The organism is Longimicrobium sp. (assembly GCF_036388275.1).
GTDB lineage: Bacteria > Gemmatimonadota > Gemmatimonadetes > Longimicrobiales > Longimicrobiaceae > Longimicrobium.
In genome coordinates this window covers 25,506-49,736 of record NZ_DASVSF010000013.1, presented here as the reverse complement: position 1 = coordinate 49,736, position 24,231 = coordinate 25,506, and the positions used below count along the sequence as shown (strand labels likewise).

27 protein-coding genes are annotated in these 24,231 nt (G+C 66.0%); 14 read left to right on the top strand and 13 right to left on the bottom strand.

Annotation, left to right across the window (positions count from 1 at the left end; all coding sequences use genetic code 11):
• Positions 1–152 precede the first annotated feature (152 nt).
• Both VF632_RS05075 and VF632_RS05070 read right to left on the bottom strand, forming a co-directional pair.
• Positions 153–2,381, bottom strand: a complete 2,229-nt coding sequence (locus VF632_RS05075) for a hypothetical protein (protein ID WP_331021773.1) — start codon at positions 2,379–2,381, stop codon at positions 153–155.
• Positions 2,382–2,469: 88 nt separating this feature from the next.
• The gene (locus VF632_RS05070) at positions 2,470–3,327 is read right to left on the bottom strand and encodes a hypothetical protein (protein WP_331021772.1); all 858 of its coding nucleotides are present in this window, start codon (positions 3,325–3,327) and stop codon (positions 2,470–2,472) included.
• A gap of 1,752 nt (positions 3,328–5,079) precedes the next feature.
• Between VF632_RS05070 and VF632_RS05065 the strand changes: the two genes are divergently transcribed.
• On the top strand, positions 5,080–5,313 hold the full coding sequence (locus VF632_RS05065) for a hypothetical protein (RefSeq protein WP_331021771.1): 234 nt from the start codon (positions 5,080–5,082) through the stop codon (positions 5,311–5,313).
• Between the two features lie 285 nt (positions 5,314–5,598).
• Here VF632_RS05065 and VF632_RS05060 read toward each other — a convergent pair whose 3' ends face one another.
• Complete coding sequence (locus tag VF632_RS05060; RefSeq protein WP_331021770.1) at positions 5,599–6,135, bottom strand: hypothetical protein; 537 nt, start codon at positions 6,133–6,135, stop codon at positions 5,599–5,601.
• Positions 6,136–6,305: 170 nt separating this feature from the next.
• Here VF632_RS05060 and VF632_RS05055 point away from each other — a divergent pair, with 170 nt between their 5' ends.
• On the top strand, positions 6,306–6,434 hold the full coding sequence (locus VF632_RS05055) for a hypothetical protein (RefSeq protein ID WP_331021769.1): 129 nt from the start codon (positions 6,306–6,308) through the stop codon (positions 6,432–6,434).
• A gap of 136 nt (positions 6,435–6,570) precedes the next feature.
• On the opposite strand, the gene VF632_RS05050 is transcribed toward VF632_RS05055, so the two are convergent.
• The 3 genes from VF632_RS05050 to VF632_RS05040 form a co-directional block, all read right to left on the bottom strand.
• Positions 6,571–6,924: an addiction module protein gene (locus VF632_RS05050; protein ID WP_331021768.1), complete on the bottom strand. Its 354-nt coding sequence runs from the start codon at positions 6,922–6,924 to the stop codon at positions 6,571–6,573.
• Between the two features lie 60 nt (positions 6,925–6,984).
• On the bottom strand, positions 6,985–7,521 hold the full coding sequence (locus VF632_RS05045; protein ID WP_331021767.1) for a hypothetical protein: 537 nt from the start codon (positions 7,519–7,521) through the stop codon (positions 6,985–6,987).
• Between the two features lie 200 nt (positions 7,522–7,721).
• Positions 7,722–8,291: a DUF5655 domain-containing protein gene (locus VF632_RS05040; RefSeq protein WP_331021766.1), complete on the bottom strand. Its 570-nt coding sequence runs from the start codon at positions 8,289–8,291 to the stop codon at positions 7,722–7,724.
• Between the two features lie 266 nt (positions 8,292–8,557).
• On the opposite strand from VF632_RS05040, the gene VF632_RS05035 reads away from it, so the two are divergent.
• The 4 genes from VF632_RS05035 (at position 8,558) to VF632_RS05020 (ending at position 13,091) form a co-directional block, all read left to right on the top strand.
• The gene (locus VF632_RS05035; protein WP_331021765.1) at positions 8,558–10,147 is read left to right on the top strand and encodes a carboxypeptidase regulatory-like domain-containing protein; all 1,590 of its coding nucleotides are present in this window, start codon (positions 8,558–8,560) and stop codon (positions 10,145–10,147) included.
• 117 nt (positions 10,148–10,264) lie between these two features.
• Complete coding sequence (locus tag VF632_RS05030) at positions 10,265–11,188, top strand: hypothetical protein (protein ID WP_331021764.1); 924 nt, start codon at positions 10,265–10,267, stop codon at positions 11,186–11,188.
• Between the two features lie 251 nt (positions 11,189–11,439).
• Positions 11,440–12,687: an imidazolonepropionase gene (hutI, locus tag VF632_RS05025; protein ID WP_331021763.1), complete on the top strand. Its 1,248-nt coding sequence runs from the start codon at positions 11,440–11,442 to the stop codon at positions 12,685–12,687.
• Between the two features lie 35 nt (positions 12,688–12,722).
• Positions 12,723–13,091: a hypothetical protein gene (locus VF632_RS05020; protein ID WP_331021762.1), complete on the top strand. Its 369-nt coding sequence runs from the start codon at positions 12,723–12,725 to the stop codon at positions 13,089–13,091.
• 69 nt (positions 13,092–13,160) lie between these two features.
• Here VF632_RS05020 and VF632_RS05015 read toward each other — a convergent pair whose 3' ends face one another.
• Positions 13,161–14,144 carry an SRPBCC family protein gene (locus VF632_RS05015; protein WP_331021761.1) on the bottom strand — a complete coding sequence of 328 codons (984 nt, stop codon included), beginning with the start codon at positions 14,142–14,144 and terminating at the stop codon, positions 13,161–13,163.
• 3 nt (positions 14,145–14,147) lie between these two features.
• Positions 14,148–14,498, bottom strand: a complete 351-nt coding sequence (locus VF632_RS05010; protein WP_331021760.1) for a metalloregulator ArsR/SmtB family transcription factor — start codon at positions 14,496–14,498, stop codon at positions 14,148–14,150.
• 203 nt (positions 14,499–14,701) lie between these two features.
• On the opposite strand from VF632_RS05010, the gene VF632_RS05005 reads away from it, so the two are divergent.
• The 7 genes from VF632_RS05005 to VF632_RS04975 all read left to right on the top strand — a co-directional run bounded on the left by VF632_RS05005 (position 14,702) and on the right by VF632_RS04975 (position 19,542).
• Entirely contained in the window at positions 14,702–16,378 is a 1,677-nt protein-coding gene (locus tag VF632_RS05005) for an AAA family ATPase (protein ID WP_331021759.1), read from the top strand.
• Positions 16,379–16,387: 9 nt separating this feature from the next.
• A complete protein-coding gene (locus VF632_RS05000) occupies positions 16,388–16,846 on the top strand; it encodes a hypothetical protein (RefSeq protein WP_331021758.1) in 459 nt (152 codons plus the stop codon).
• Positions 16,843–17,070, top strand: a complete 228-nt coding sequence (locus tag VF632_RS04995; protein ID WP_331021757.1) for a DUF2997 domain-containing protein — start codon at positions 16,843–16,845, stop codon at positions 17,068–17,070. Before VF632_RS05000 ends, VF632_RS04995 begins: the two co-directional genes overlap by 4 nt.
• A 3-nt stretch (positions 17,071–17,073) precedes the next feature.
• Positions 17,074–17,871, top strand: a complete 798-nt coding sequence (locus tag VF632_RS04990) for a ComEA family DNA-binding protein (RefSeq protein WP_331021756.1) — start codon at positions 17,074–17,076, stop codon at positions 17,869–17,871.
• A 62-nt stretch (positions 17,872–17,933) separates the two neighbouring features.
• Entirely contained in the window at positions 17,934–18,605 is a 672-nt protein-coding gene (locus VF632_RS04985) for a helix-hairpin-helix domain-containing protein (protein WP_331021755.1), read from the top strand.
• A gap of 1 nt (position 18,606) precedes the next feature.
• A complete protein-coding gene (locus VF632_RS04980; RefSeq protein ID WP_331021754.1) occupies positions 18,607–19,233 on the top strand; it encodes a 4Fe-4S single cluster domain-containing protein in 627 nt (208 codons plus the stop codon).
• 39 nt (positions 19,234–19,272) lie between these two features.
• Complete coding sequence (locus tag VF632_RS04975; RefSeq protein ID WP_331021753.1) at positions 19,273–19,542, top strand: DUF3303 domain-containing protein; 270 nt, start codon at positions 19,273–19,275, stop codon at positions 19,540–19,542.
• A gap of 705 nt (positions 19,543–20,247) precedes the next feature.
• Here the strand turns inward: VF632_RS04975 and VF632_RS04970 are convergent.
• Positions 20,248–21,159, bottom strand: a complete 912-nt coding sequence (locus VF632_RS04970) for a DMT family transporter (protein ID WP_331021752.1) — start codon at positions 21,157–21,159, stop codon at positions 20,248–20,250.
• 203 nt (positions 21,160–21,362) lie between these two features.
• Here VF632_RS04970 and VF632_RS04965 point away from each other — a divergent pair, with 203 nt between their 5' ends.
• Positions 21,363–21,743 (top strand): hypothetical protein, encoded by a 381-nt coding sequence (locus tag VF632_RS04965; RefSeq protein ID WP_331021751.1) that lies wholly within the window; start codon positions 21,363–21,365, stop codon positions 21,741–21,743.
• A 76-nt stretch (positions 21,744–21,819) separates the two neighbouring features.
• On the opposite strand, the gene VF632_RS04960 is transcribed toward VF632_RS04965, so the two are convergent.
• The 4 genes from VF632_RS04960 to coaE form a co-directional block, all read right to left on the bottom strand.
• Positions 21,820–22,629 (bottom strand): sulfite exporter TauE/SafE family protein, encoded by an 810-nt coding sequence (locus VF632_RS04960; RefSeq protein WP_331021750.1) that lies wholly within the window; start codon positions 22,627–22,629, stop codon positions 21,820–21,822.
• Between the two features lie 138 nt (positions 22,630–22,767).
• Entirely contained in the window at positions 22,768–22,926 is a 159-nt protein-coding gene (locus VF632_RS04955) for a hypothetical protein (RefSeq protein ID WP_331021749.1), read from the bottom strand.
• Positions 22,927–22,930: 4 nt separating this feature from the next.
• Positions 22,931–23,620, bottom strand: coding sequence for a PHP domain-containing protein (locus tag VF632_RS04950; RefSeq protein ID WP_331021748.1), 690 nt, complete (start codon positions 23,618–23,620; stop codon positions 22,931–22,933).
• Entirely contained in the window at positions 23,613–24,224 is a 612-nt protein-coding gene (coaE, locus tag VF632_RS04945) for a dephospho-CoA kinase (RefSeq protein WP_331021747.1), read from the bottom strand. Before coaE ends, VF632_RS04950 begins: the two co-directional genes overlap by 8 nt.
• Between the last annotated feature and the right edge of the window lie 7 nt (positions 24,225–24,231).

Sequence of the window (24,231 nt, the reverse complement as noted above, 5' to 3'; positions counted from 1 at the left end):
ACGGAGATGACAAGGCGGTTGACTCCCTCACGGCGGCAGGCATCTCTTAACATTCACCCTCGACACATTCACCCTCGACGCGGGCCGAGAACTCGCGATCGCAAGGAGATCAATCCAACTGATACTCTGCGCCCACCGTGTTCGCGTCCTTTTTACTTAAACGGTTGGTTGGCTTGAACCGCTTTTAATTGTGCCTCATACGCTTTCCTTAGCTCACGATCTCCTTCCTGACTCATGCCTTCCACCAAATTTGCTAAGCACGTAATGATCTGTTCGCGCCGTTGAGAAGAATGGGGATAGTTCAGTGCCCAATCAGCGTATGCCACTGTATGTTGAATAAAAGCTGGCCAACGGTCCTGATTAGGTTCAAGTGTGGATTGTAGGGCTTTGAGGCCATCAAGCTGGTTACGCAAAGCAGAAAAATCCTTGTCGCCGGCGGTAACCACTTGGTAATACAACCGGTTGTTAGCGATCTGCGCCTTCAACAATAAATCGTCGCCCACTACTTCATCTGCCTTGTCAAGTAGCATAAGCGCGTAGTCAGACGAAAGCTCCGGAACTAGTGGGTCAGAAGAACGGAAATGTGTATTCAGCAGCAGAATCTGTACAGCACGCTCATTCAGATAACGCGGATCATCTCGGTCGAGCTCACCCCGAAGAATGTTCCACTCCCGCTTCTGCTGTGAAGCGGTTTGAAGCAGATCGATGCCAACGTGCAGGCGTTCGACAGTAGCCATAAATTTGCGATGACAAACAGCCAACAAGAATATTGCTTCATGAGGCGAGACATCGCCGGCATCGACCCGTACAGGTGTGAGATCGCGAGCGGTCTCGATAGCACCCTTGCAGTACTGCTCCGCCAAATCCCACTCATTAACCGTTGCTATAACACAAGCCATTATCAACAAACCTTCATAGCGATCCGCGAGCATTTCAGACTCACCCGTCCTCCAGAAGAAATCGACCATCTCTCTCCATGAAAGTAGACTCACAGGATCTAAACAAAGCATTTCAGCGAAAGTAGCTCCCGTATCCGAGTACAGATGCAGGGTATACGGAAACCGCCTCAGCTTCGTACGAAGCAACGACATGCCTCCGTTTCTCTCCGCGTGCAATACATCATTTAGACGGTCCCGGTTGTTCTCATTGAGTACGCGAGCCAGCCCCCCAAGAATTCGATGCTCATGATCAACGATATCCGCGATCGCTTGGATCCTCGAATAAATAGCCTGCTTCAATTGCTCACTGTCGCGGAGCAGTGCGATAATCTCTTTTACACTACGAGGTATAACATCTATCTCGCCCGTGCGGTGTCTTCCGCCTGGTTCGCCTGATGCCGCTACTGCGAGTTGCTCCGAGGCAGCCCAGTGCTTGCGGAGTTTCGCGATGTAGGAGTCGTATACGTCGCGACCCAAACCAAAACCGGACTTCGCGAGTCCGTGCCGGATGAGGGTGCTGAAATCTGAAAGCGTCCGAAGCGTCGATTGCAACTGTTCGCGGGCATCGCCGTAATCACGACCTTCCACAGAGGCCAAGACGCTCAACACACGAGGATGCCGTAGCAAGAGCCCGCGGTTCCACAGTCCGCTATCGTGCTCTGCTTCGAACAAATTGTGCATCGTATCGCTGCGCGTAACGAGAAGCAGTCGCACTCCTTCTCGTTCGAGTTTCCTGTGGGACGACTCCAGAGTAGCCATTGCCAAAGCGTCGATTCTACAGCCACTGATCGAGCGCTTCCCACCTGATGCTCCTCGAAGCGCAGCGAACCACCGATCCACAATACGGGAGTCGAGATTTGGCGGTTCGTTCAGCAGAGCTTCCAAATTGTCGAGCCGGGAAGCTTGGAACAGCGATCGGATGCGGCGAATAGGCTGGGGTTCCGTATCCAGAAGCGAGGCACGCAACCAGCTACCATGCGTTTCCAGAAACGTGGTAAACATCCTCTCTTCATCGACAGTGGGAGCTCGATGCTCCTGTGCAATCCTTTCAGCCAACGCAGCCGCCGCTTGGAATTCTTGGCCAGTAACGTAAGTGCTAAAGCTCGGGAAAATACGCAGAGAAGAGTTGAGTGCCTCCCGCTGCTGCTCAACTACAAACGTTTGAAGCTCAAGGGCGTACGGCGCTAATAAAACAGGTTTCTCGGTCCCAGTAAAAAAGAGCCGGTCTAGTGCGATCCGCTGAGCGTACTCTGCCGTCTCTTCGGAATCATCCAGGAACAGGAATTCTCTGGCTGTTTTTGCCGGTTGTGCGTAAGCATAAATCTCAGAAAAATCGACCGCATAGCGAATTTTTTTCTTTTGAACATGCATAAACTCGAGATCTTCCAGCGCGTGGTTTACGGCTCGACCTAGACGTTCACAGTCCCGCACGTAGTTCTTCAACTCTATTCTTTCCACTTGGACCTCAGGGTCGTGAGTTCAAAATGCAACTGTAGCCAGGAACCGTTCCTCGTTTAGGAACAAGGCCTTTTCACTCCACCGCCCCGCCGTACTCAGTTGCGATTGTCTCGCACTGGAGATCCAATAACCTGACAAGTGAATTTTCCGGAAGTCGGAGTGGAATCGGAGCATGAGACTCATACTGAAGTTTGATACCTGAATCGGTGGGCAAAAGTACAACCTCGCTTACATTTGCTTTAATGAGGTGGAGCATCTCCAATTGATCGTCGCTAGTTAGTTCACCTAACTCTCTACAGAAAATCTCGATTGTAACTTGATCAACGAACTCTCCCAAGATAAGGTCCAACCGAGGAAAGTTCTCCGGAGTCTCACGAACGAACTGCAGCAACCGGGGCACATAAAACGTATAGTTATCAGGGTCGCAACAACAAAGAGCAACAAAGATCTGTCCTGTGAACCTAGGAACAAGTTCGTCGCCGCAATACAGCTTCTCCAACAGCTTCTTAACCTCAGCATCAGGAGCAAAACCGTGGAGTACGCCCAAGATACTTCCTACACCCTCGTTTATGGAATCCGAATTATAAACACCCCTCGCCGCATAGGTTTCTAGAAGCGTCCTTAATGGCGCTACAGCATCAGAAGCTTTGATATATCCGGCGAGAAAAACAACCGGCTCCAACTGCTGAATTGGATCATCAACCACCCACTCGCGGATTATACGAACAACAGCCGACTTGAATTTGGCTCGCAGGGCTGGGGGAAGTTTGTTGTGAATATCGGCAAGCTGACGCTGTGGACTAGGATCGTCGAGAATTCGGATCGGACCGAAGTCCCCACCATTGATTGCTGAGACAATCGCCAGCGCAAAATCTGGCTCTGACAGACTCGCAATAAATTCTTCAGCGGTCTGATGGACGTAGATACCCAATGATTTCCTCCGTGGCTGAAGGGCTCCAACGATCAGGCATGGTCGCCAAGAAAGCATCGGGAGACGCGTTTCTTGGGGGGGTTAATACAAGTCCAAGGTCAGCAACCGCAAAGTGATCACTAAACGGCACTCCCTCGTGAACAGCCTCCGGCGCACCTTCGTCAAGTGCTTCTGCGCCGAGATCCACTGATCGACCCCACCCATCGGCAGAAACAGTAGACCGGTATATCAGTGACGGACACCCTTCAATGAACGTGGGAGAGCACAGTCTTACTTGTTCCAAGGATCCCTCCGGATATCTCACTTCGATTATGTGCTGGTGCTGTTGTACGTGAGTCAATCCTAGCAGATCTCGGGCCTTTGTAGCATCTCGAGCGCTGCGAACTGATTCCAAAACGTCCTCGCGAGTTATCCATGCGAAACCACGCCTATTCCCGAAAGTACTAGGTTTCACCACGCCCGCAAGCCCTGCCTTCTCTAATCGCCGAAGCGCCCTCATACCGATCTTCCCCGTCACTGGAAGTCCTGCAACGCGCGGCAGAAGGTGGCGGTCACGAAAATCAAGAGCGTCCATTACGCGGCTGCTCTTTGTTGAACTCGCAGGAACTTGGTACCCGTGACAGTAGTGTCGGGCTAATACCTGCTTGAACACCTCGCAGGGATTCGCATCAGGTGCGCGATTACACCACGCGTCTTCCAACTCGCCCGCGAATGCACGCACCTCATGGACACGCTCAAATCGGTTCTTCCGGAAGTCGTGCAACAAATTCGAAAGAGTGGCAAGCCCTTCGTCCGATAAGCTCATCTGCTCCAGCCAATCGCGCAATTGATGGTACGTCTGCGTTGGCCTGCGGCTATGCTCCACCGATCTAAGTGCTATCCGACGCAGCAACCCTTTCTCGTAACGCATGTCCCTATCCACGGAAGCAGTTCGATGTAAGGCAAGCCCGAATTTCTAAATAGTCACGAAATACACTTTACGCAAGGGTGATCTGCACATCTCCTCTGGTGTTTCCTGACCAACCCGTTTTCGAGTTGCGGGTCGATCAACAGAAGGAGCTGATTGACCTCTTATCTATCGGAATGTCTGAAGGTCTCCTAATCCCGAGATCGTGACTTAGAATCGACTGTCGCGTGTAGCGCACTTCCAGCAGAAGCCCTGTAGAGTTACAGGGACAAGTGCCTTTCAGATCATATCAACACTCGGGTTCCATGGCTCTCCGATCGAGAGCTAATGCTGTCACTGAGGGCGGGGTCCGCTCTCAAGCTCATCCTTCAGAGTGAGCAACTCGCGCGCACGCTCTTCGGCAAGTCGAGCTACGGCCCTCTCCCATCCTTCTGGTGGCCGGCGGTAGGAACGCGAATCTGACGCCATGCGTGCTTGGCGGATGAGCCCGTACGATGCTTTTAACTCTCGCGCAAGGTCGGCCAGACTAACGTTCTTGGTGAGTGTGTCCGTCGCTTCGGTAAAATCCATTGCTCAACCGCTAACAGTGAGGCTGACAGCACCCCTGCCGCTAACTACATTGCTAGCGGCAGGAGCAAAAGCAAGCTGGCCGCTCCTCCGCCAAGAAGACACGGCCAGCCTCACACACGGAACGACCCGAAGGCCGCCCGCTCGCCAAAGCTACCCCTGCTGCGCGGCCAGGGTCAAGAGGATTGGAGATCGCCATGCGCAACGTCAGGAACTCCGCCGTATCCTCGCCCACCCTCCAGCCGCGGCGGCAGGCACGCACATGATGCTGACGAGCGATGCTGGCGCCCGCCCCTCGCCCATTGCGGCTGCTGGAGATGCTTTCGGACCGGTTCGGGCTGTTCGAGGCGCTGGCCTACTCCACGATCAAGCTCAATCGCTGCACCCAAGCGGACGAGCTCGCGATGGACCCGCTGGTCGCCGAAGCCGTCCTGGAATTTGGGGACGACCTGCGCAACGCCCGCGCCGCCGCGGACGAGTGGGCGGAGACCAAGGGCCTCGTGCATCCCTAAGTTCGACGGGTAGCCACAGATAAGAGGGGAATAGTCACAGCCGCGGAGCCATCATCAGCCCGCGGCTGCCTTGTCCATCGGAAACTTAGCGACGCGGCCAAGGATCCGGCGGGTCGATTGCGGGAACTGGTACCCGATCAGGGCCTGTGCCGGGGCCTTCACGGCGAGCGGGCGGTCTGGGCTGGTCACGGGGGCTCGGACGATCCTGCGGGCCAGGCGGCTCTGGACGGTTGGGCGGCCCGGGCCTGCCGGGTCGATCGCGCTCCCATTGCGCGAAAATCTTGCTCATTGGACCTCCTGTGGTGGAACGTAGAACTTCGCAGCCGGCATCTCGCGATTTACTGCATCAGCGCACTTCCTCCGCAACTTCTCATTAACTGAAGGCTCTATGGTCTTAATGTCGAGATCGTGTGCCTTGTCCAATGTCGCATCGAAGGCACGTTCCAGTTTCTGCGTGAACGCTTTAGACCGTCGAATTCCCCGGACGATGCGGTAAAGATCGTATTCTAGACTCCGCCACTTCGCCACCGCTTCCTCAAGATGCGCCACTCGGTCGGTCAGCTTCAACAGCGGCTTCAGTACAGCCAAGAAAGCAGAGACCACGATTAACGTTTTCCACACCGTTTGACCCAAAGGGGTATTCCAGATCCATAGAGCAGCAGCAGAAGAAGAAGTCGTCAATGCCAGCGCAAACTCAATCACGAAGTTGCAACGGCGGTTGAAGCTGAGCTTCGCGCAAAGATACTTGAAGTTCAGGCGGGCGGTGCGGTAAGCATCATAGACTTCCCACACCGGATGCTGGCTATTGTCTTCTGCAGTCATCGGTGGATAGAGGGCTCTGCAGTGAAAAAAACGGACTAGGATTCATATAATGACGACAACGAACCGGGATGCCAAGGCTTTCGCTTCGCGACCGCGGCCGAACACGTCGATTTGTTGGGCGGCCTACTCCACAATCGATCAGCCGCTGCACGCAGGCGGACGAGCTCGCGATGGACCCGCTGGTTGCCGAAGCCGTTCTGGAGTTCGGGGATGACCTGCGCAGCGCCCGCGCCGCCGCGGAGGAGTGGGCCACGTCGAAAGGCATCGCGCGGAGGGCAGATGCGGAAGGGGCCGATTGAGCAAAGTCGCCCCAATCCAGATAGGAACAGCCGCCGGGGACATCCCCCTGCGGCTGTTCCACATCTTGCTAGACGTTTCACCTGCTGCGGGCGGGACACACTTCGCCACGTGAGACGTATGCCGTCCCCGGACGCTCTACAGCCGACCGTACTCCTCCGGCTCGACATGGGGCCCCTTCGCCACGGATGCGGCCTGCGCCTGCCGGAGGCCGGGGGACAACCCGTCCGGCTCGTCGCCGTCCACTGAATTCAGGCGCGCCGTGATATCCGCGTCCCGGGCCGTCGTGAGAAGCCGCGCCTTGACCTCGGGCCAGGAGTGACCGAGGCTTGGATTCGCCTCCTGATCATCCAAACGGCGATCCAGCTCTTCGCGCATTTCGTCCGACAGCGCGACTGCGCTCGCCTCGGCCGCGATGCTGTCCCAGATGTCCTCAACGAGCTGAATGCGTTCCGCGACGCTCAGCTTCAGAAGCTCGGGAAGATGATTCATGCTCATCTTTCGACAGTATCCACGTAGGGTCGCGAGAACAACCCTCGTGCGATTACCTCTTTACGGGGGAGTGGCGTGGATCTCGACCGCCCGCCAGCGTTCCCGACGCGGCTCTGTGAGCGCAACGAAGTTGAAGGTCACTGCACCGAGTCCCGCGCCTACGAGCACGGACCTGCTGACAACGGGGTTGCCGATCAGCCAATCCAGGGCCATCCAGCCCACCGCACCGACTGCGGCACCCTCGATCCCCTCCCTCAATAGGACCGAAGAGAGCTCGGGCCGCCCCAGGCTTACTTCCGCGAGGGTGATGGTCCGCGTCGCAACAGGAAGTGGAACCGGTTCCCAGGACGGCTGCAGGAAAAGGGTGTCGGCCGATCTCGCGACCAGGATGCCCACGATGCTGCGTCCGGCATCGGACTGCACGCGCATCCGCGAGCCCAGTTCCAGCTCCGGCGTAGCCTGTGCTTGTACCCGGCCCGACAAGAGGACCACGAGGAAGAGCCCGAGAGGTGGGATCGTTCGCGGGCCCAGCCGAAGCGCCAGGTGAATGGAGTTGAGACGAGAAACTCGGGCGAAAAGGCGCATCAGGTGGCTCACGGATCAGGGGTGACGACGACTTCGATGCTCACCTCGATCCTGCGAGGCACATCTCTGGGAGTCAGGAAGGCGCACGCACCTGGTCAGGCCTGACGTTCACCTGACCTTGGTCGAGCGCACGCAAGACGTTCTCCCGAGAACGCGGTGCTCACCGGACACTCGGCGGTGACGGGCCTCGTCCACCCCGGCGCGCTCGGGCCTCAGCCGGCGGCGTCGTAGGCGCGGCGCAGCACGGAGAGCACCTCGTTGTCGAGCTCATCCGGCGTGGCGAGGGCAACGACGTACTGGCACATGCCCCCGGGCTTCTGCGCGACCACGCGTTCGCTCGCCACGTCGTCCTTGAGGTTGATGCCCAGTTCGGCACGGGTGGCGGTCTTGGGGCCGAGCATGGCGAACTGCTTCTTGCGGCGCAGTGCCACGTAGCCCTTCTTGGGCGCAACTTCGAAGTCGCCCCAGGGCTGGATGGCGCTCAGCACGGCGTCGTGAATGGGACGCAGGTGCGCCTTCTTGCCCGTATAGATGTCGTCCAGCGGGTCGGCGGCGCCTTGTTCGGACGACGGGGCGGCGCCCTTGCTCCCCGCCGCGGCGTGGGCGAGGGTGTTGGCATCGCCGTAGCCGAGTCCGTATGTCTCCATCAGCCACGCGCGGACTTCGCCGTGCTTCTGCTTGCCGGATACGGCGATGGCGGCGCGGTGCGCGGCGAGATCGTGGCCCGTCTTTGCTTCGATGTTGCGCAACTGCGAGGCGAGCGCCTGTTCGGGACTGCTCATGTGCACCTCTCGAGGCCGGGGGGATTGCATCGAACATCGCCAGAAACGGCGGTGCTAGCAAGCGTTTGGAGAGGACTTGATCGGAGCGGCACGCCCCAGCCGGACGCAGAGTTCTGCGGGTACGGGCTCCGCTGCACGGGCGTGCCGTACATGAACGATGCGCGCCGCGCGCTTGGCCGGCAGAAGTTTCGGGCGATCTGCGTTATCTTTATGCGCTGCTGTCCCTTCCGCGCGTCCGCCCACTCACCGATACCCGCAAGCACACCATGCGCCGCCTCACCCTGGTTCTCGCCTGCGCCGCAACGATGCTGCCCGGTGCGCTCGCCGCGCAGACGCGGAGCGCTCCCGCTCGGGCGGAGCGCAGCACGCAGCTCGAGGCGATCCGGGTGGGGCCACCCGACCGCGGTTGCGTGGTCAACCCGCGGACCGGGCTGCGTACGGCCGCCGTGTGGGAAGCGGCGCGCCAGGTGCTCATGGAGACCCAGGCCGCGGAGGCGCGGGGCGGCCTGTTCACCATCCGCCGCTTTCACCGCGAGCTGGACCGCTCCACCGCCTTCGTGCGCTCGGCACGGGAAGACAGCACCACCGAGCGCCGGGTGACTCCCTTCCGCAGCCTTCCGGCAGCCGAGCTCGCGCGCAACGGGTACGTACGGCGCGAGGGGAATGACCACGTTTTCATCGCGCCCGACGCCACCGTGCTCCTTTCCGAGGAGTTCCTGGACGGCCACTGCTTTCGCGTGGTTCCGGGGCGCCGGGCCGAAGCCGGGCTGGTGGGGCTGGAGTTCGAGCCGGTGCGCGGCAGGCGCCTCCCCGACGTGAGCGGAACGCTGTGGCTGGACCCCGCGAGCGCAGATCTGCGTTCCATGGAGTTCGCGTACACCGGGCTGCCCGGCTACGCCTACGACGAGGGCGAGGTGTGGGGCGGCCGCATGGAGTTCGCCCGCACCGCCGCGGGCGCATGGATGGTGAACCGCTGGACGCTCCGCCTTCCGTCCATGGGCGTGCCTACCGGCCTGTACGCGCGGGGGATGGGCGGCGGGAGGCTTCGCGTGGCCGTGTTCTCGGAAATCGGGGGCGAGGTTCTGCGGGCGGACGGGAGCGAGCGGGCCGCGGCGCCCGCGGGGGTAGTCGCGGGCGTGGTCTTCGACAGCGCCCAGGGCGCCCCCCTGCCGGGAGCGACCGTGGCGCTGGTGGGCACTCCGTACTCGGCCCACACGGACTCGGCGGGCGCCTTTCGCATCGCGGGGGTGCCCGCCGGCCGCTACGAGGTGGCGTTCACCCACCCGCGGGTGGATTCGGTGGGCCGGCGGGTGGCGGCGGTTCCGGTGCAGGTGGGTGCGTCCGGAGAGAGCCGGGTGAGCCTGGCCCTCCCCGCCATCCCCGCCAGCGCGCAGGTTGCCACGCGCCGCTCCGTGCAGTCGGACACGGTGCAGCTGGCCGAGGTGGTGGTCACCGCGGAAGCGCGCGACCGCAACCTGGAGGGCCGAGGCTTCTACGAACGCGAGCGAAGAGGGATGGGAGTGCACTGGTCGGGTGACGAGTTCCGGGCCAACGGCAGGGGGCGCATCACCGACCACATCTCCGGAACGCGGCGCATCTTTGCGCGGCCGGTGCGCGACGGCGACTTCGCGTTCGTTCAGAGCAACGGAGGAAAGGAGTGCTGGGTGCCCGTGTTCCTGGACGGGGTGCGGGTTCCGGCCCGTCGGCTGAACGACTTGCAGCGCGACGATGTCGTGGGCGTGGAGATCTACGAGGAAAGCGACGTGCCAGGTGAGTTCATGGTCGCGGGCCACTACGCCGCAGGTGGCGGCGGGGCGTGTGGCGCCATCGTGGTGTGGACGGTGCTGGCGCGGTAGCCGCTGGAGGTCGTAGGGCTCGCTGGGCTACTCGGTCGTGAACAACGCCCTCGTTTTCGCTTGGCCGGGTGGAGGGGTGCAGGATATCATTCATTCACACGATGAAAGGAGAGCGACATGACCATCATGAACGGTGCGTACATCAACGGCCTGGACGACGCCGGGAACAACGCGAAGACCACGGCCCAAGCGGCCGGCACGGTTACCACGGACTACATCCTGTTCAGCCTGACGGTCCTGGACACGACAGGCGACATCTGTTATGGCCTTGGCGGCACCGTCGTAGCCACCAACGGAGCCGTTACGCCGGCCGCGGCCACAATCCTCTACCCTGTCGTGAGCGCTGGCGTAACGAGTGGGCAATGCACGAGAATCTGGCTCTCTCTCGGCGGAGCCGGGTCGTGGACGCTTCCGAACCCGACGTTTACGAACATCGCTAAGATCCTCGCGGCCGGCGGCACGGCAGCCACCAACCTCGTCAGCAACCTGGCGGCACTTGCGACCAGGCTCAAGGAACTCAGCGGCAGGATCACGGCCGTGGGTTTCGACCTGGACAACGAAGACGCAGCGGTTTCAGCCGTGGTTCCCCTGGTCGTCACGCTCTACAACTACGGCATCAGCCAGTCGCCAAGGGTCGCATACCCGTTCACATTCTGCGCGTTCGGGAACGATACCGCTTGGTTCGACGCGCTCGCCAGCGTGTATTCCGGGCTCGATGGCGTTCAGCCGGTCGTCGGCATCACCCTGCAGACGTATGCCGGCGGGAGCCGCCAAGATCCAGCGGCGTGGACGCAAGCGCTGGCGACGTATCTGCAGATGCACTCCACGGGGCTGCCCAGCGCACAGGGCTTCATTCTGCCGATTCTGTCCATGGACAATACGGCAGGCCCCACGTACACACCGGCAGCGATGACCTCCAAGCTGAAATCGTGGCAGTCGGCCGGCGGGTCCTTCTGGGCCACCCAGGCTCTGTTCCAGTCGCCGCCGCCCGATAAATGGTCCGACTTCGCTTCCGCCATCGCCAGCGGCATCTCGTCCTGATGCACCTGGCCGCCCCCGGCCCGCCTTGCTGACGTACAATAAAAGCTGGGGTCGGGCGCTGGACCGCTCGTCGTGGCAGCCGCAGGTGATCCCTTCCTGCGGCTGCCGTCTTTTCGATCGTTCCCCCTGATCAGCGGCGCGGACGCCCGCACTGCCTCTCCGCACCCGGGCAGTCGCCCGGATTTGACGGTGGTCCGTTCCACCGCCCAGAATGTCGGCTGCCACTCCCGAACCAACGCCCGGATCAGCCGATGACCGACCTGCCCCGCTCCGCCGTCTTCGTCAACGCCGCCGAAGTCGCCCTGTGCACCGGCCCCGTGCGGGAGAGGCCCCATACCGATCCCGCCGCCGTGGTGTGCGGCGCGGCGGTGGCGGTCGAGGGCGGTGTGATCGTGGCGGTGGGGCCCGAGGAGGCCGTGCTGGACGACTTCCCGCACGCCGAGCGTGTGCACTGCCACGGGGGCGTGCTGACGCCCGGGTTCGTGGACAGCCACACGCACGCCGTGTTCGGACGCTACCGCACCGAGGAGTACGCGCTGCGCTGCACGGGCGTGCCGTACATGGAGATCGCGCGTCAGGGCGGCGGCATCAACGCGTCCGTCCGCGACCTGCGCGCGCGCAGCGAGGACGAGCTGGTGGAGATGGCCCTGCCGCGCCTGGCGGAGATGCTGCGCGGCGGCACCACGACGGCGGAAGTGAAGAGTGGATACGGCCTGTCGACGGAAGACGAACTGAAGACGCTCCGCGCCATCCGCCGCCTGAACGACCTTCAGCCCATCGAGCTGATCCCCACCTTCCTCGGCGCGCACGAGGTGCCGCCCGAGTACCGCGAGCGGCGGGCGGCGTACGTGGACCTGCTGGTGGAGGAGATGATCCCGGCCGTGGCGGAAAGCTGCCTGGCGCGCTTCTGCGACGTGTTCATGGAGCCGGGCGTGTTCGGCCGCGCGGAGAGCGAGCGCATCCTGCGGGCAGGCATCGAGCACGGGCTGCGGCCCAAGATGCACGCCGACGAGCTGGAGGGGAGCGGCGGGGCGGAGCTGGGGGTGGAGCTGGGCGCCGCGTCGGTGGACCACCTGGGCGACGTGTCGGAGGCGGGGATCGCCGCGCTGGCCGGCTCATCCACCGTGGCGACGCTGCTGCCGGCAACGCTGTTCTTCCTGGGGCGCCCGCGCTGGGCACCCGGCCGCGCGCTGATCGACGCGGGCGCCACGGTGGCGCTGGCGACGGACTTCAACCCCGGCAGCTCGCCGACGCCCAGCATGCACTTCGTGCTGACGGCCGCCTGCAGCCGCATGGGCCTCAGCCCGGCCGAGGCGCTGCGGGCCGCGACGGCGGGCGGCGCGGCGGCGCTGGAACTGTGCGACGGGCGCGGCACCCTGGCCCCGGGCGCCCCCGCCGACCTGGTCCTCTGGCGCGCTTCGTCCGCGGCCGAGATCCCCTACCGCCTCGCCGCGCCGATCATCGACGGCGTGTGGAAAGCCGGCGAACGGGTGGGGTGAGCGGCATCCGGCACCCTTCCCTCTACAGTGTACCCGTGAGCTCCCGCAACAAGCGGCTGCGCTGGCTCCTTCTCGTAACCGTGACGCTCGTCGCGGGGTGGTGGCTGCCCGGTGCGTTGATCGGTAACGGTGTGGAGCGATTCGCCGATCCTGCGCACCGGGTCGTCGCGGGAGAGGCTGTCGACATCGTGGGAGCGGTTTGCCTGGGCAACCCTGCATCGCGGGTGTTCGCGAGGGCGCTCCGTGTCTACAAGGTCGAAACCGCATCCGGAAGCTGCACGGTTGGCCCCGCGCCTGCGGACGGCACCGCCGACATGCAGGCGACCGTCCGCGCCTATGGCCCATTCGGAATCCCGATACGATCGGTGACCGCCACCTGCGGTGGCACTTACGTGGCATGCTGACGGGAGCGCGTGGGGTGAGCGGATTCCCGCCACCCTGCAGCGCCCCCGTTTGACTCCCGGGGGACGTCCTCAGACCGGAACGGCCGCGAGCACCTCGCTCTCCAGTCGGGCGTAGCTCCGTTCCATGCCGTCCGTCATCCCGGTGCCGAGCACCATGTCGCGGACCTCCGTGCTCGGGTAGGCGATCAGGAGCGTCATCAGGGTTCCCCCTTCGACGGCCGTCAGCGTCATCTCGTTGACGGCGCCGGGACCTTCCATCCCGATCATCCGCTCGGTGGTCACGGAGCGATGGGGCGGCTCGGATTCCAGCAGCTCTCCCTCGAAGCCGAAGCGCTGTGAGCCATCCACCGCCTCCCATTCGTACCGGTACGCGCCCCCCACCGCCGACGCGACCTCGCACACCGGCATCGTCCATCCATCCGGCCCGAGCAGCCACACCTTGATGAGCTCGGGATCGTGGTGCGCGCGCCACACCTGGTCCACCGTCCCACGGATGACGCGGCTGATGCGAACGCGGGTGTCGTCCAGGATCTGCGCATCGGTGGCGCGCCCCGCCGCGAACGACGCAAGGTCGGCGAGCACGTCGTCCATCTGCCCGAGCGCCGACTGCATCCCCTCGACGATGCCCATCTCCACCAGCTTCTCCATCGCCTCCAGCCCGGGGAAGTACGTCACACCCGTGAACCGGGAGCCGCCGGCGGTCTGCTCGAACGTGAAGATCATTCGCATGACCGGCATCGACTCGTCGACCCGGCCATCCTGGTGCGCGAAGCCGTCCTCCACCTCGATCCGACGCCCCGGCTCGATGGCCAGGAACCGGAACCAAGCATGCGCGGTGCTGCCGTCCGGCCCGGTCATGTGGTACTCGGAACGGCCCCCGACGGCCATGTCGTGGCGGGTGAAGGTGGCGGGCCAGGTTTCCGGGCCCCAGAACCTTTCCAGCTGGCGGGGGTCCGCCCATGCGTCCCACAGGCGCTCCAGCGGCACCGGATAGTCGCCGACCACGGTGAGGGTGAGCGCTTCGGGGTTGGAGGTAACGGACGTAATCGGCATGGCTCACTCCGGGGTGGTGGGTTCGGCGAGTACCGCATCGAGCTGGCTGAAGCGCGCCCGCCACAGCCCCTCGAAGTGGGCGAGCAGCTCGCGCGCTCGGCCGATGCGGTCAGGGTTGCCGCGAACGATGCGTTCGCGGCCGTGCGGTTGCTTGGTCACCAGTCCAGCTGCCTCTAGCGCGGCGACGTGCTTCTGGACCGCCGCGAACGACATGTTGTACCGCGCCGCCAGGGCGGAGACCGACATGGGCTCCCCGGCCAGCAGGCGCGCGACGATGTCGCGGCGCGTCGCATCGGCGAGCGCGCGGAAAAGGCGGTCCAGGTCCGCATCGCTGAGTGGGTGACGTACAACCATATGGTTGTATATAACCGCGCGGCTCCCCGCACGCAAGCGTGTTGCGCGGCCCATCGCGTCGGCTCGACAGACGCAACCGGGCGGCCCCACGATAACGGCCGAGATGCGGGGGTGGCACTGGACGGAAGCGCGCCCGCTCGCGACATTGGTTTTCCCGCCCACCGGGACCCCGGGGCGCACTCACCCCGCACCGCCACGGCCGGATGCACGACTTTTCCACCAACTTCGCCAACCTGCTGAAGGCGCGCTTTCCGTTTCTCTACGTCCCCACGTGGGAAGAGGAGCGGGTGGTGTCGGTCATCCGCCAGGTCGCTGGCGACGTGTCGAAGATCCGCACGCCCCGCCGGGTGTTCACGTGGACGGAAACGCAGGGGCTGCGCTCCGACGGGTGGAGCGCGCCCGAGGGGACGGAAGAGCTGCTGCAGGCGCTGGACGTCATCGAGGACTTCGTGGAGCCGTCGGTGTTCGTGCTTCACGACGTGCATCCGTACTTCGGCAGCGAGCAGCGCGGGTGCGACCACACGGTGGTCCGCAAGCTGCGAGACCTGGCGCCGGTGCTCAAGGGCGGGCAGGCGCCGCGCAGCGTGGTCTTCGTATCACCCACGCTGCACCTGCCCATGGAGCTGCAGAAGGACGTCACCGTGCTGGAATTCGTGCTCCCCACGGCCGACGAGATCCGCACGGTGCTCGACGGGATCATCCAGGCCAACCAGGGGAGCGGGCGCATCACGATCGACCTGCCGCCGCAGGACGCGGAGCGGCTGGTGAAGGCGGCGGTGGGCCTTACCCTGCACGAGGCGGAGAACGCCTTCGCGCGCGCCATGGTGGGCGACGGGCGGCTGGACGCGCGCGACGTGGAGACGGTGCTGGAGGAAAAGCGGCAGACCATCCGCAAGAGCGAGATCCTGGAGTTCATCGCCAGCGACCTGGACATCGCCGACGTGGGCGGGCTGGAGAACCTCAAGCGGTGGCTGCAGAAGCGGAACAGCGCCTGGATGGACGAGGCGCGCGACTACGGCCTGCCCTCACCCAAGGGCGTGCTGATCACCGGCGTTCCCGGGTGCGGAAAGAGCCTGCTGGCCAAGTCCATCGGCTCGGCGTGGCAGTTGCCGCTGCTGCGCCTGGACGTGGGACGCGTGTTTAGCGGACTGCTGGGGAGCAGCGAGCAGAACATGCGCACCGCCATCGCCACCGCCGAGGCCATCGCGCCCTCCATCCTGTGGATCGACGAGATCGAGAAGGGGTTCGGCAGCGCGGGCGACATGGACGGAGGCACCTCTACGCGCATCTTCGGCTCGTTCCTCACCTGGATGCAGGAAAAGACCAAGCCGGTGTTCGTGATCGCCACCGCCAACAACATCAACTCGCTCCCGCCCGAGCTGCTGCGCAAGGGGCGCTTCGACGAGATCTTCTTCGTAGACCTGCCCACCCGCACGGAGCGCAAGCAGATTTTTTCCGTGCACCTGGCCAAGCGCCTGAAGAACCGCGCGGTGCAGGGCGACTTCGCGATCGACGACCAGACGTGCGAGTACCTGTCGGGCCTCACGGAAGGCTTCGTGGGGGCGGAGATCGAGCAGGCGGTGATCGCGGCGCTGTTCGAGGCGTTTTCCGAGCGGCGCGCCATCCGCATGGCCGACTTCGAGTGGGTGATCAAGAACACGGTGCCGCTCTCCGTCACGCAGGCGGAGCAGATCCGCGCCATCCGCGCTTGGGCCTCCATTCGCGCCGTGGCCGCCACGCCGCGCGAGGGCCGGGCCGAGTACCAGGTGGCGGGCGACTCGCCGAACGACGGCGGGCCTGTTCCGCCCCCCGCCGGGGCCGCGCCCGCGCCCCCGGCCGACATCAGCGAAGCGCGCGGCGGCCGCGCGGTGGACTTCTGAGAGGACGCCATGGGTGTTTCGCTCCTGCTGGTCCCCATCATCATCGCCGCCGCCGATGCCATGCCGCGCCTGTTCGCGGGGAGCGACGAGAGCGAAGGCCGCGTGCTGCGCCTTCCCACGCGCATCAAGGACGCGGAGCTGCTCCGCGCGGCGCTGCACGACTACGGCTGCGCGTCGGTGGAGGAGGCGGGCAGCGTGCACAGCCTCCTCGATACCGCGCAAATCGTATTTCAGCCTGGCGCGGAGGGGCGGCACGACGCCGTGTTCGTCGGCACCGTGACCGACGAGCGGGCGCGGGCGTTCGTCGACGCGGTGGAGCACGAGTATGCGCGGCTGGTCCAGGCGCGCGTGTACGAGCGGCTGAAGCAGAAGGCCGCGCAGCGGGGGATGAAGCTGGAGCGCGAGAAGGTCGACGCCGACGGCTCGGTGGTCCTGCGCTACGCCATGCCGGTGAGGGCGGGCCGATGAGCGAGGCGTTCACCGTTCGCATCTTTCCCGACGGTACCGTGCAGGCCGAGGTGCACGGCGCCAAGGGAAAGCGCTGTACCGACTACATCGCCATCCTCGAGGAGCTGCTGGAGGCCGAGACGGTCGATTCCGCGTACACGGCGGAGTACCAGCAGGCCGAGCACGTGCGGGCGGACGACGTCCGGACTGACGAGGTGCGCCGGCGCCAGGTGCGGGGGAGCTGAGCGATGGCCGTCACGAATCGCGGGGCGGCGTGGGAGTGGGGCCAGTCGTGGTGGATCCTGCTGACCTTTTGCTTCGGCCTGCTCTCCGGCCCCGCGTTCCTGTACGCCGGCCGGAAGACGCGCACCCGCAAGTGGGTGATCGCCGGCTTCTTCTACCTGGTGAGCTGGGTGGCGCTCGGGCTCCTGCCCACCAAGCCGAAGACGCCGCCCGCCGGTGCGCCGCCGCCCGCGGTGGCGGAGCCCGCGTCGCCCATCCCGTACAGCGAAACGGCGAACGAGGTGGTCGGCGGGATCTTCATGACGCTGTGGCTCGTCTCGATGGTGCACGCGGTGTGGGTGCGCAACGAGTACCTGCGGCGGCTGGACACCGTGCACGGCACCGACCCGTACGCACACCTGCGCCGCGAGGTGGCGGAGGAAGCCGAGTTCCACGACGTTCCCGCGGCGCCGTGGGCCCTGTTCGAGGGCGGCCCGCCTCCGCCGCCACCGCCGGCCCCGGCGCTTCCGCCTCGCCCCGTACAGCCGGTGCACGCCGAGCCTGCCGGCACCGCGGTAGACCTGAACAACGCGCCGGAAGACCAGCTGGCGGCGCTCCCCGGGATCGGCCCGGTGCTGGCGCGGCGGGCCGCGGAGGAGCGGCGGGCGCGTGGCGGGTTCGGCTCGCTGGAAGAGTTCGGCGCGGTGCTGGCGCTGAAGCCGCACATCCTGGAGCGACTGCGCCCCCGGGTGGTGCTGGGTACGCCCCCGACGCCTTCCGCTCCCCCGGCTCCCGGCACGGGCAGGCGCGTGGTGGATTTCTGATCCTCCCCCCACATCCACACGCGCGGCCCCGGCGGGCGCGGCGCTCCGGCAGGTGAAGCGAGATGGCGATCACGAAACGCGGGTTGGGGTGGGAACTGCTGCAATCCGCCTGGGTGCTGGTACCGCCGGCGAGCGTGGGAATGCTTGCGTGGGCGGCGTTCCTGTACGCCGGGATCCGGGCGCGCCACCGTCCCTGGATCGTGGCGGCTGCCGTCTACTTCCTCGGGTTCGTCTCCGCGCTCGCGCTCACGGACAACAGCGACAACTGGACGGGCCTCATCGTCGTGGCGCTCTGGTTCGTCGGCACGGTGCACGCCTTCATGGCGCGCCCGGAGTTCCTGATCCGCCTGGACGCAGATCTGTCCGGCGACGCAAGGCGCAGCTCGCCGGCACCGCGAGCCACCCGCGTCATGCCGGTCGACGCCACATACGCTCCGTTGACGCCCCCCGCCGCACCTTGGCCGAGCGCCCCCGCGTCCTCACCTCAGGCGTCCGCGCTCGTGGACCTGAACGCGGGGCCCGAGGCCGCCATCGCCGCGCTTCCGGGGATCGGGCCAATTCTCGCCCAGCGCGCCGTGGAGCTGCGCGAGGCCCGCGGCGGGTTCGCATCGGTAGAGGACTTCGCGGACGCGCTGGACCTGAAGCCGCACATCCGGGAGCGCATCCGGCCGCTCGCCTTCACCACGCCCCGCGCCGCGCCGCCGCGTCCGACGGGCCGGCGGGTGGATTACTGACGTGCAGCTGCGCATCGCCCGCTTCCTTGCGTCCACCCGCGTGGAGGGCCCCGGCGAACGCGCGTGCGTCTGGGTGCAGGGATGTCCCATCCGCTGCGCAGGGTGCGCGGTGCCGTGGACCTGGCCGGAGGACGGCGGCGAAGCGGTTTCGGTGGAAGACCTGGCCCGGCGCATCCTGGACGGGCCGCCGGTGGAGGGCGTCACCTTCGCGGGCGGGGAGCCCTTCGCCCAGGCGGGCCCGCTGGCGCAGGTGGCGGCGCTGCTCCGCGCGGAGGGACTTTCCGTGCTCACCTACAGCGGCTACACCATCGAATCGCTCCGGCGCGGCGCCCGCGCGGACTGGGACGCGCTGCTCGACGCGACGGACCTCCTGGTGGACGGCCCCTTTCTCGCGGGCCGCACCGGCGGCGCGGCGGGGCTGGCCGGCTCCAGCAACCAGCGGCTCCACTTCCTGACGCCGCGGTACGCCCACCTGCGCGACGAGCTGCAGTCCGATCCACAGCGGATCGAGGTGAGGCTGGGCGCGGATGGCGAGATCCTGGTGAACGGAGTCGTGTCTCCCGACGCACTGGAGGCGATGCTGGACGGCCTGGCCTGCGTGGAGCCGCCCTCCCGCGGGGGCCGCTGAAGCAACCGGCCTGCATCCACACGAAACCCGGGAGGATGGATGCTCTACATGGTGCTGGAGGACTTCCGGGGTGATCCCGCTCCCGTCTACCGGCGGTTCCGCGACCGCGGCCGGCTTGCGCCCGAGGGGCTGCGATACGTCAGCAGCTGGGTGACGCCGGACCTGCAGCGTTGCTTCCAGGTGATGGAGTGCGACCGGCGCGAGCTGCTGGACGAGTGGATCGACCAGTGGAAGGACCTGGTGGACTTCGAGGTGATCCCCGTGCTCACGTCCGCCGAAGCCGCCGCGCTGATGGGGCCGAGGCTGTAGCGAGCCTCGCTTCCCAGAGGAGTGGGAGAACTGCTGTCCAGATCGGTCTGACGTTGGCGCATGCCGCGGCCACCCCCCTCTCCCTGCCTCTCCCCCATAAACCCCATGGGGGAGAGGAGAATTCGATCGGGGTTCGAGTGGCTGCCGGTGCATGCCTTGAGAGCCCCCTCCCCCCGGCCCCCGTCCCCCGCTGCGCAGGGGAGGGGGAGACCTGAACTGCGCTTCGGCTGGCCACGTGCACTCGACTGGCTCCCTTCCCCCGCGCAGTTTGCGGGGGAAGGGTTGGGGATGGGGGGCGCCCGCCCGAGCGCCGGGCCTGCCACCAGCGCACACGACCCTGGGGTGTACCCCCTCGCCCACGCTGTTTGTGGGAGAGGGTGGCACGCGTGTCAGCGCGGCCGGTGAGGGCCCCACGGCAGCCGGGGCCCAGGCACCGATGACCGCTGCCGCGTCCTGGCTTGTACGTGTCAGCGGCTAGATCCTTCGGCCCGCGACGTGGGTGCTACGGGCCGGTACAGCGCGCCTGGGCCTCACAGGATGACAGATGCCCGCGGCGGAGCTACTGGTTCCCTCCGCACTTCCGCACTTCCGCACTTCCGCACTTCCGCACTTCCGCACTTCCGCACTTCCGCACTTCCGCACTTCCGCACTTCCGCACTTCCGCACTTCCGCACTTTCGCACTTTCGCACTCACGCACTCCCCCGCTACCCCTCCTGCCCCGCCGCCGACACCCGCCCATCCCGGGCCTTGGCCGCGCGGCCGGCGCGGATGGAAACCCACACGCCCGCGAAGATGAGCAGCGTCGCCGGGATCATCCGCGGCGAGGGGCGCTCGCCCAGAAAGGGGATGGCGAGCGACGCCGTCATCACCGGCTGGATGTAGACGAACATGGCCACCAGGCTGGCTTCCGCGCGGGCGAGCGCCCACACGTTCAGGTAGTACGCGGCCACCGTCGGCACGGCCACGATCCACGCCAGCGCCGCCCACGTGGCCGCGCCCATCCCGCCCACCTCGCGCATGGCCGGCGCGATCCCCCAGGGAAAGATGCCGACGACCCCGAACACGAACACCCAGGTGATCACCGTCAGCGCGTTGTAGCGGGCCAGGATGCCGCGCGAGATCACCAGGTACACGGAGTACGCCGTGACGTTGCTGAGCGCCAGCAGGTTTCCCAGCACGCTCCCCTGGTGAAGCCCCACTCCCACCAGGAGCAGCGCCCCGCAGCCGGCGAGGGCGATGCCCAGCCACTTGGCGGGGGTGGCGGACTCGTGCCGCATGAGGATGGCCACCAGCAGCGTCAGCGCCGGGCCGGCCGTCACCAGCGTCTGCGCGGCCGTGGCCGTGGTCATCGTCAGCGCGGTGATGTACAGCAGCTGGTTCAGGATTACGCCGAACACGGAGTACAGCGCCAGCCGCAGGTAGTCCGCCCGCGACCTGACGCGCTGGCCGCCGGTGGCGAAGTGGATGGCGAGGAACAGCACCGCGGCGCCCGTCACGCGCAGCAGCGCCAGCGCCGGGCTGGAAAGGTCGCGCAGGGCGATCTTCACGGCGATGGGGAGCGTGGCGAAGAACACCTGCACCAGGATGAGCGCTACGTATACGGACGAAGGACGCAAAGCGATCCGGCTTGTCGAGAGTAAAAAGCTCCGGCCCCGCCACGACGGCGGGACCGGAGTCCGGGTGATACGCCGCGGATCGCGATGCGTGCCCCCGTGCGATGCGGACGAGGCGAAACGCCGCCCTGTCCCCCGCGTTCGCCGGTGCGTATCTTGCCGCCGCAGCAGCACCGTCAGCAGCCAGTCACCAATCCGGAGGAACGATGAGCGAGACGCACGAGCACGATCACGGGCACGGGGAAGAAGGGTTCGGGGTCGCCCTCGGCTTCCGTATCTTCGAGGCGGAAGGCGAAATCTACATGGCCGAGGCCGAGATCTCGTCGTACGTCGACGACCCCAACGCGCTGGGCGCCACGCTGGTGTTCCACTCCCTCAGCAACCTGGACCCCACGGCCGCCCCCGACGAGGACGAGGACGACGCGGGATGGCGGGTGGACATCGACGACGAGCTCACCCGCGACGAGGCCGGCGCCACGCGCGAGCAGTTCCACGGCATCCTCCGCCAGCTGGCCGGTCTCAGCGAGGACGACCTGCGCCGCTACCTGACCGCGGCCCGCGAAGAGCAGGGGATGGACGAGGAGTAACCGCGGCCACGCGGCGGATGGACGAAAGCGGGGGCGAGCCAGGTGCTCGCCCCCGCTTCGTTCCAGGCGTATGCGGTCAGAACGGGCGCAGAAGGAGGAAGACGAACGAGGCCAGGCCGATGGCAACGATCGCGTGGCGTACGCGCTGCTGGCTGACGCGCTGGGCCATGCGCGATCCCGCGTACCCGCCCAGCAGCCCGCCCGCGACCATCGCCAGCGCCACCGGCCAGTCCACGATGCCGCTGAGCGCAAAGATGACGGCGGCCACCCCGTTCATGCAGCTGGCGCCCCAGTTCTTGAGGCCGTTCATGCGGTGGATGTTGGTGAAGCCCATCATCCCCAGCCCCGCGAGCATCAGGATGCCGACTCCCGCACCGAAGTAGCCGCCGTACACTCCGATGGCGAACTGCCCCGCGGCGAACAGCCAGGGGGCGGCCTCGGGATCGCGGCCGTCCGGCACCTCCGTGGCGGTCGGCGGCGCGGCGGCACTCCCGCGCAGGCGGCGCATCAGCGGGGCCTGCCCCAGGAACAGGAGCGTGGCGCCCAGCACCAGGAACGGAACGATGAGGGCGAAGCGATCGGGCGGGGTGCGCAGCAGAAGCCACGCGCCGAGCACCCCGCCCGCGATGCTGGGCAGGGTAAGGCGCAGCACCCAGGCACGGGCGCCGCGCAGCTCGCCACGATAGCCCCACATGCTGCTCAACGCGCCCGGCCACAACGACACGGTGCTCGTGGCGTTCGCCGTCAGCGCGGGGACGCCCAGCCCCACGAGGGCCGGAAAGGTGACGAGCGTGCCGCCGCCGGCGATGGCGTTGATGCCGCCCCCCAGCACCGAAACCAGGAACACGGCGGCCAGCGCCAGCGCGGAGAGAGGTTCGTAGGCCATCAGGAAAACTGCCGGCTTGTCTTCATGCGGGCAAGCGGCAGTTTTCCTGGCGACTCGCTTCTTGCTGCCGCGGGCCGCAAACAGCGACGCGAGGCCCGGTCCTGGCCTCGCGTCGAAGGTGTGGAATGCGGACGAGCCTCAGCCGCCGGTGCGCGGCCCGTTCTTGCCAGTGACGTCCACCTTCGCGGTGTCGGCCTTGGGCTCGATCTCGTTCCCCGCGGGGTCTCCCGTGTGGGTCTCGGGCTCGCCGCCGCACGCGGCCAGGGCAAAGGCCAGCAGCAGGATCAGTTTCTTCATCCTCTCACTCCGGTTCGTTGGGGAGTCCGCCGCCGAACAGCAGTTTGTGCGCCCGTGCGTACACGGAGCGCGCCGCGACGACGCGCGGTGAGGTTCCGCGGCAGGCCACGCGCCCCGCCCGCAGCGCCGCCAGGAAGCCCTCCCGCGTCATCTCGAAGGGCGGCACCTCCACGTACGCGGTGCCGATCTCCCCCGCGGAATGCGCGTCGCTCCCCGCGCCCAGCGGCTTGCCGCGCGCGCGCGCCCACGCCTCGCCGCGTTCGTTGACCCCGGCGCCCCAGCTGCGCGCGTTGTGCGCCTCCACGACGTCCACCAGGTCTGCAACGGCGTCCAGGTGCTCGCCCCCGCCCCGCCGGCGCACGTCGAACGGGTGCGGCGCGTACACCACCCCGCCCTGCGCGCGGATGTTCTCGCACGCCTCGCGCAGCGGCGTGTTGCGGGCGATGCGCTCGGAAAGGAAGATGCCGATGATGTCCGGCCCCTCGCGCGTGCGCACCTCCTCACCCGCGATCACGCGGTCCGGGGCGCGGTCGCGCAGGCGCAGCGCCGCGTGCAGCTCGTCGTGGTCGGTGATGACCACGCGATGGATGCCGCGCCGGTCCATCGCGGCCAGGATGCCGTCAGGATCGTTCAGCGAGTCGTACGAGGCGCGGGTGTGCACGTGCATGTCCACGCGCAGCCATCCCTCAGCCACCCGCGTCGGCCCGGGCGACCAGCGCCGCCCACACGTCCGTCGCGCGCCGCTGCAGGTCGCCCAGCGAGCGCGTGTTCTCGATCACCACGTCCGCGCGCGCCCGCTTGAGCTCCGCCGGCATCTGCGCCGCCATCATCCGGCGCGCCTCGTCGGGCTCCAGGCTGCGGTCGCCCACCAGCCGCATCAGCCGCGTCTCTTCCGGCGCGTCCACCAGCACCACCACGTCGAACTCGTCCGCCATCCCCACCTCGAACAGCAGGGGAACGTCGGCCACCACCAGCGGCTCGCCACGGGCCGCGGCGTCCTGGAAATAGTCGTCGCGGAGCGCGGCGACGGCGGGATGGACGATGCTTTCCAGCCGCGCACGGGCGTCGGGGTCTGCGAAGACGATCTGCCGGAGCGCCGCGCGGTCCAGCGTTCCGCCTTCCTCCAGCACCCACGTGCCCCACTCCGCGGCGATGGCGGCGTGCGCGGGGGTGCCGGGCTCCACCGCCTGGCGTGAAAGCTCGTCGGCGTCGATCACCGTCGCGCCCAGCTCCCGCCACGCGCTGGCGACGGTGGACTTGCCCGCCGCGATGTTTCCCGTCAGCCCAACTTTCAGCATGATCGTC

Coding starts and splice junctions, on each gene's coding strand:
- coaE (WP_331021747.1), bottom strand. CDS start 24,224: ATGCTGAAAGTTGGGCTGACGGGAAACATCGCGGCGGGCAAGTCCACC.
- VF632_RS04995 (WP_331021757.1), top strand. CDS start 16,843: ATGAGCGAGGCGTTCACCGTTCGCATCTTTCCCGACGGTACCGTGCAG.
- VF632_RS04990 (WP_331021756.1), top strand. CDS start 17,074: ATGGCCGTCACGAATCGCGGGGCGGCGTGGGAGTGGGGCCAGTCGTGG.
- VF632_RS05060 (WP_331021770.1), bottom strand. CDS start 6,135: ATGACTGCAGAAGACAATAGCCAGCATCCGGTGTGGGAAGTCTATGAT.
- VF632_RS04955 (WP_331021749.1), bottom strand. CDS start 22,926: ATGAAGAAACTGATCCTGCTGCTGGCCTTTGCCCTGGCCGCGTGCGGC.
- VF632_RS05035 (WP_331021765.1), top strand. CDS start 8,558: ATGCGCCGCCTCACCCTGGTTCTCGCCTGCGCCGCAACGATGCTGCCC.
- VF632_RS05005 (WP_331021759.1), top strand. CDS start 14,702: ATGCACGACTTTTCCACCAACTTCGCCAACCTGCTGAAGGCGCGCTTT.
- VF632_RS05065 (WP_331021771.1), top strand. CDS start 5,080: ATGCTGGCGCCCGCCCCTCGCCCATTGCGGCTGCTGGAGATGCTTTCG.
- VF632_RS04975 (WP_331021753.1), top strand. CDS start 19,273: ATGCTCTACATGGTGCTGGAGGACTTCCGGGGTGATCCCGCTCCCGTC.
- VF632_RS05010 (WP_331021760.1), bottom strand. CDS start 14,498: ATGGTTGTACGTCACCCACTCAGCGATGCGGACCTGGACCGCCTTTTC.
- VF632_RS04985 (WP_331021755.1), top strand. CDS start 17,934: ATGGCGATCACGAAACGCGGGTTGGGGTGGGAACTGCTGCAATCCGCC.
- VF632_RS05030 (WP_331021764.1), top strand. CDS start 10,265: ATGACCATCATGAACGGTGCGTACATCAACGGCCTGGACGACGCCGGG.
- hutI (WP_331021763.1), top strand. CDS start 11,440: ATGACCGACCTGCCCCGCTCCGCCGTCTTCGTCAACGCCGCCGAAGTC.
- VF632_RS04965 (WP_331021751.1), top strand. CDS start 21,363: ATGAGCGAGACGCACGAGCACGATCACGGGCACGGGGAAGAAGGGTTC.
- VF632_RS05040 (WP_331021766.1), bottom strand. CDS start 8,291: ATGAGCAGTCCCGAACAGGCGCTCGCCTCGCAGTTGCGCAACATCGAA.
- VF632_RS05000 (WP_331021758.1), top strand. CDS start 16,388: ATGGGTGTTTCGCTCCTGCTGGTCCCCATCATCATCGCCGCCGCCGAT.
- VF632_RS05055 (WP_331021769.1), top strand. CDS start 6,306: ATGGACCCGCTGGTTGCCGAAGCCGTTCTGGAGTTCGGGGATGACCTG.
- VF632_RS05015 (WP_331021761.1), bottom strand. CDS start 14,144: ATGCCGATTACGTCCGTTACCTCCAACCCCGAAGCGCTCACCCTCACC.
- VF632_RS04960 (WP_331021750.1), bottom strand. CDS start 22,629: ATGGCCTACGAACCTCTCTCCGCGCTGGCGCTGGCCGCCGTGTTCCTG.
- VF632_RS05050 (WP_331021768.1), bottom strand. CDS start 6,924: ATGAATCATCTTCCCGAGCTTCTGAAGCTGAGCGTCGCGGAACGCATT.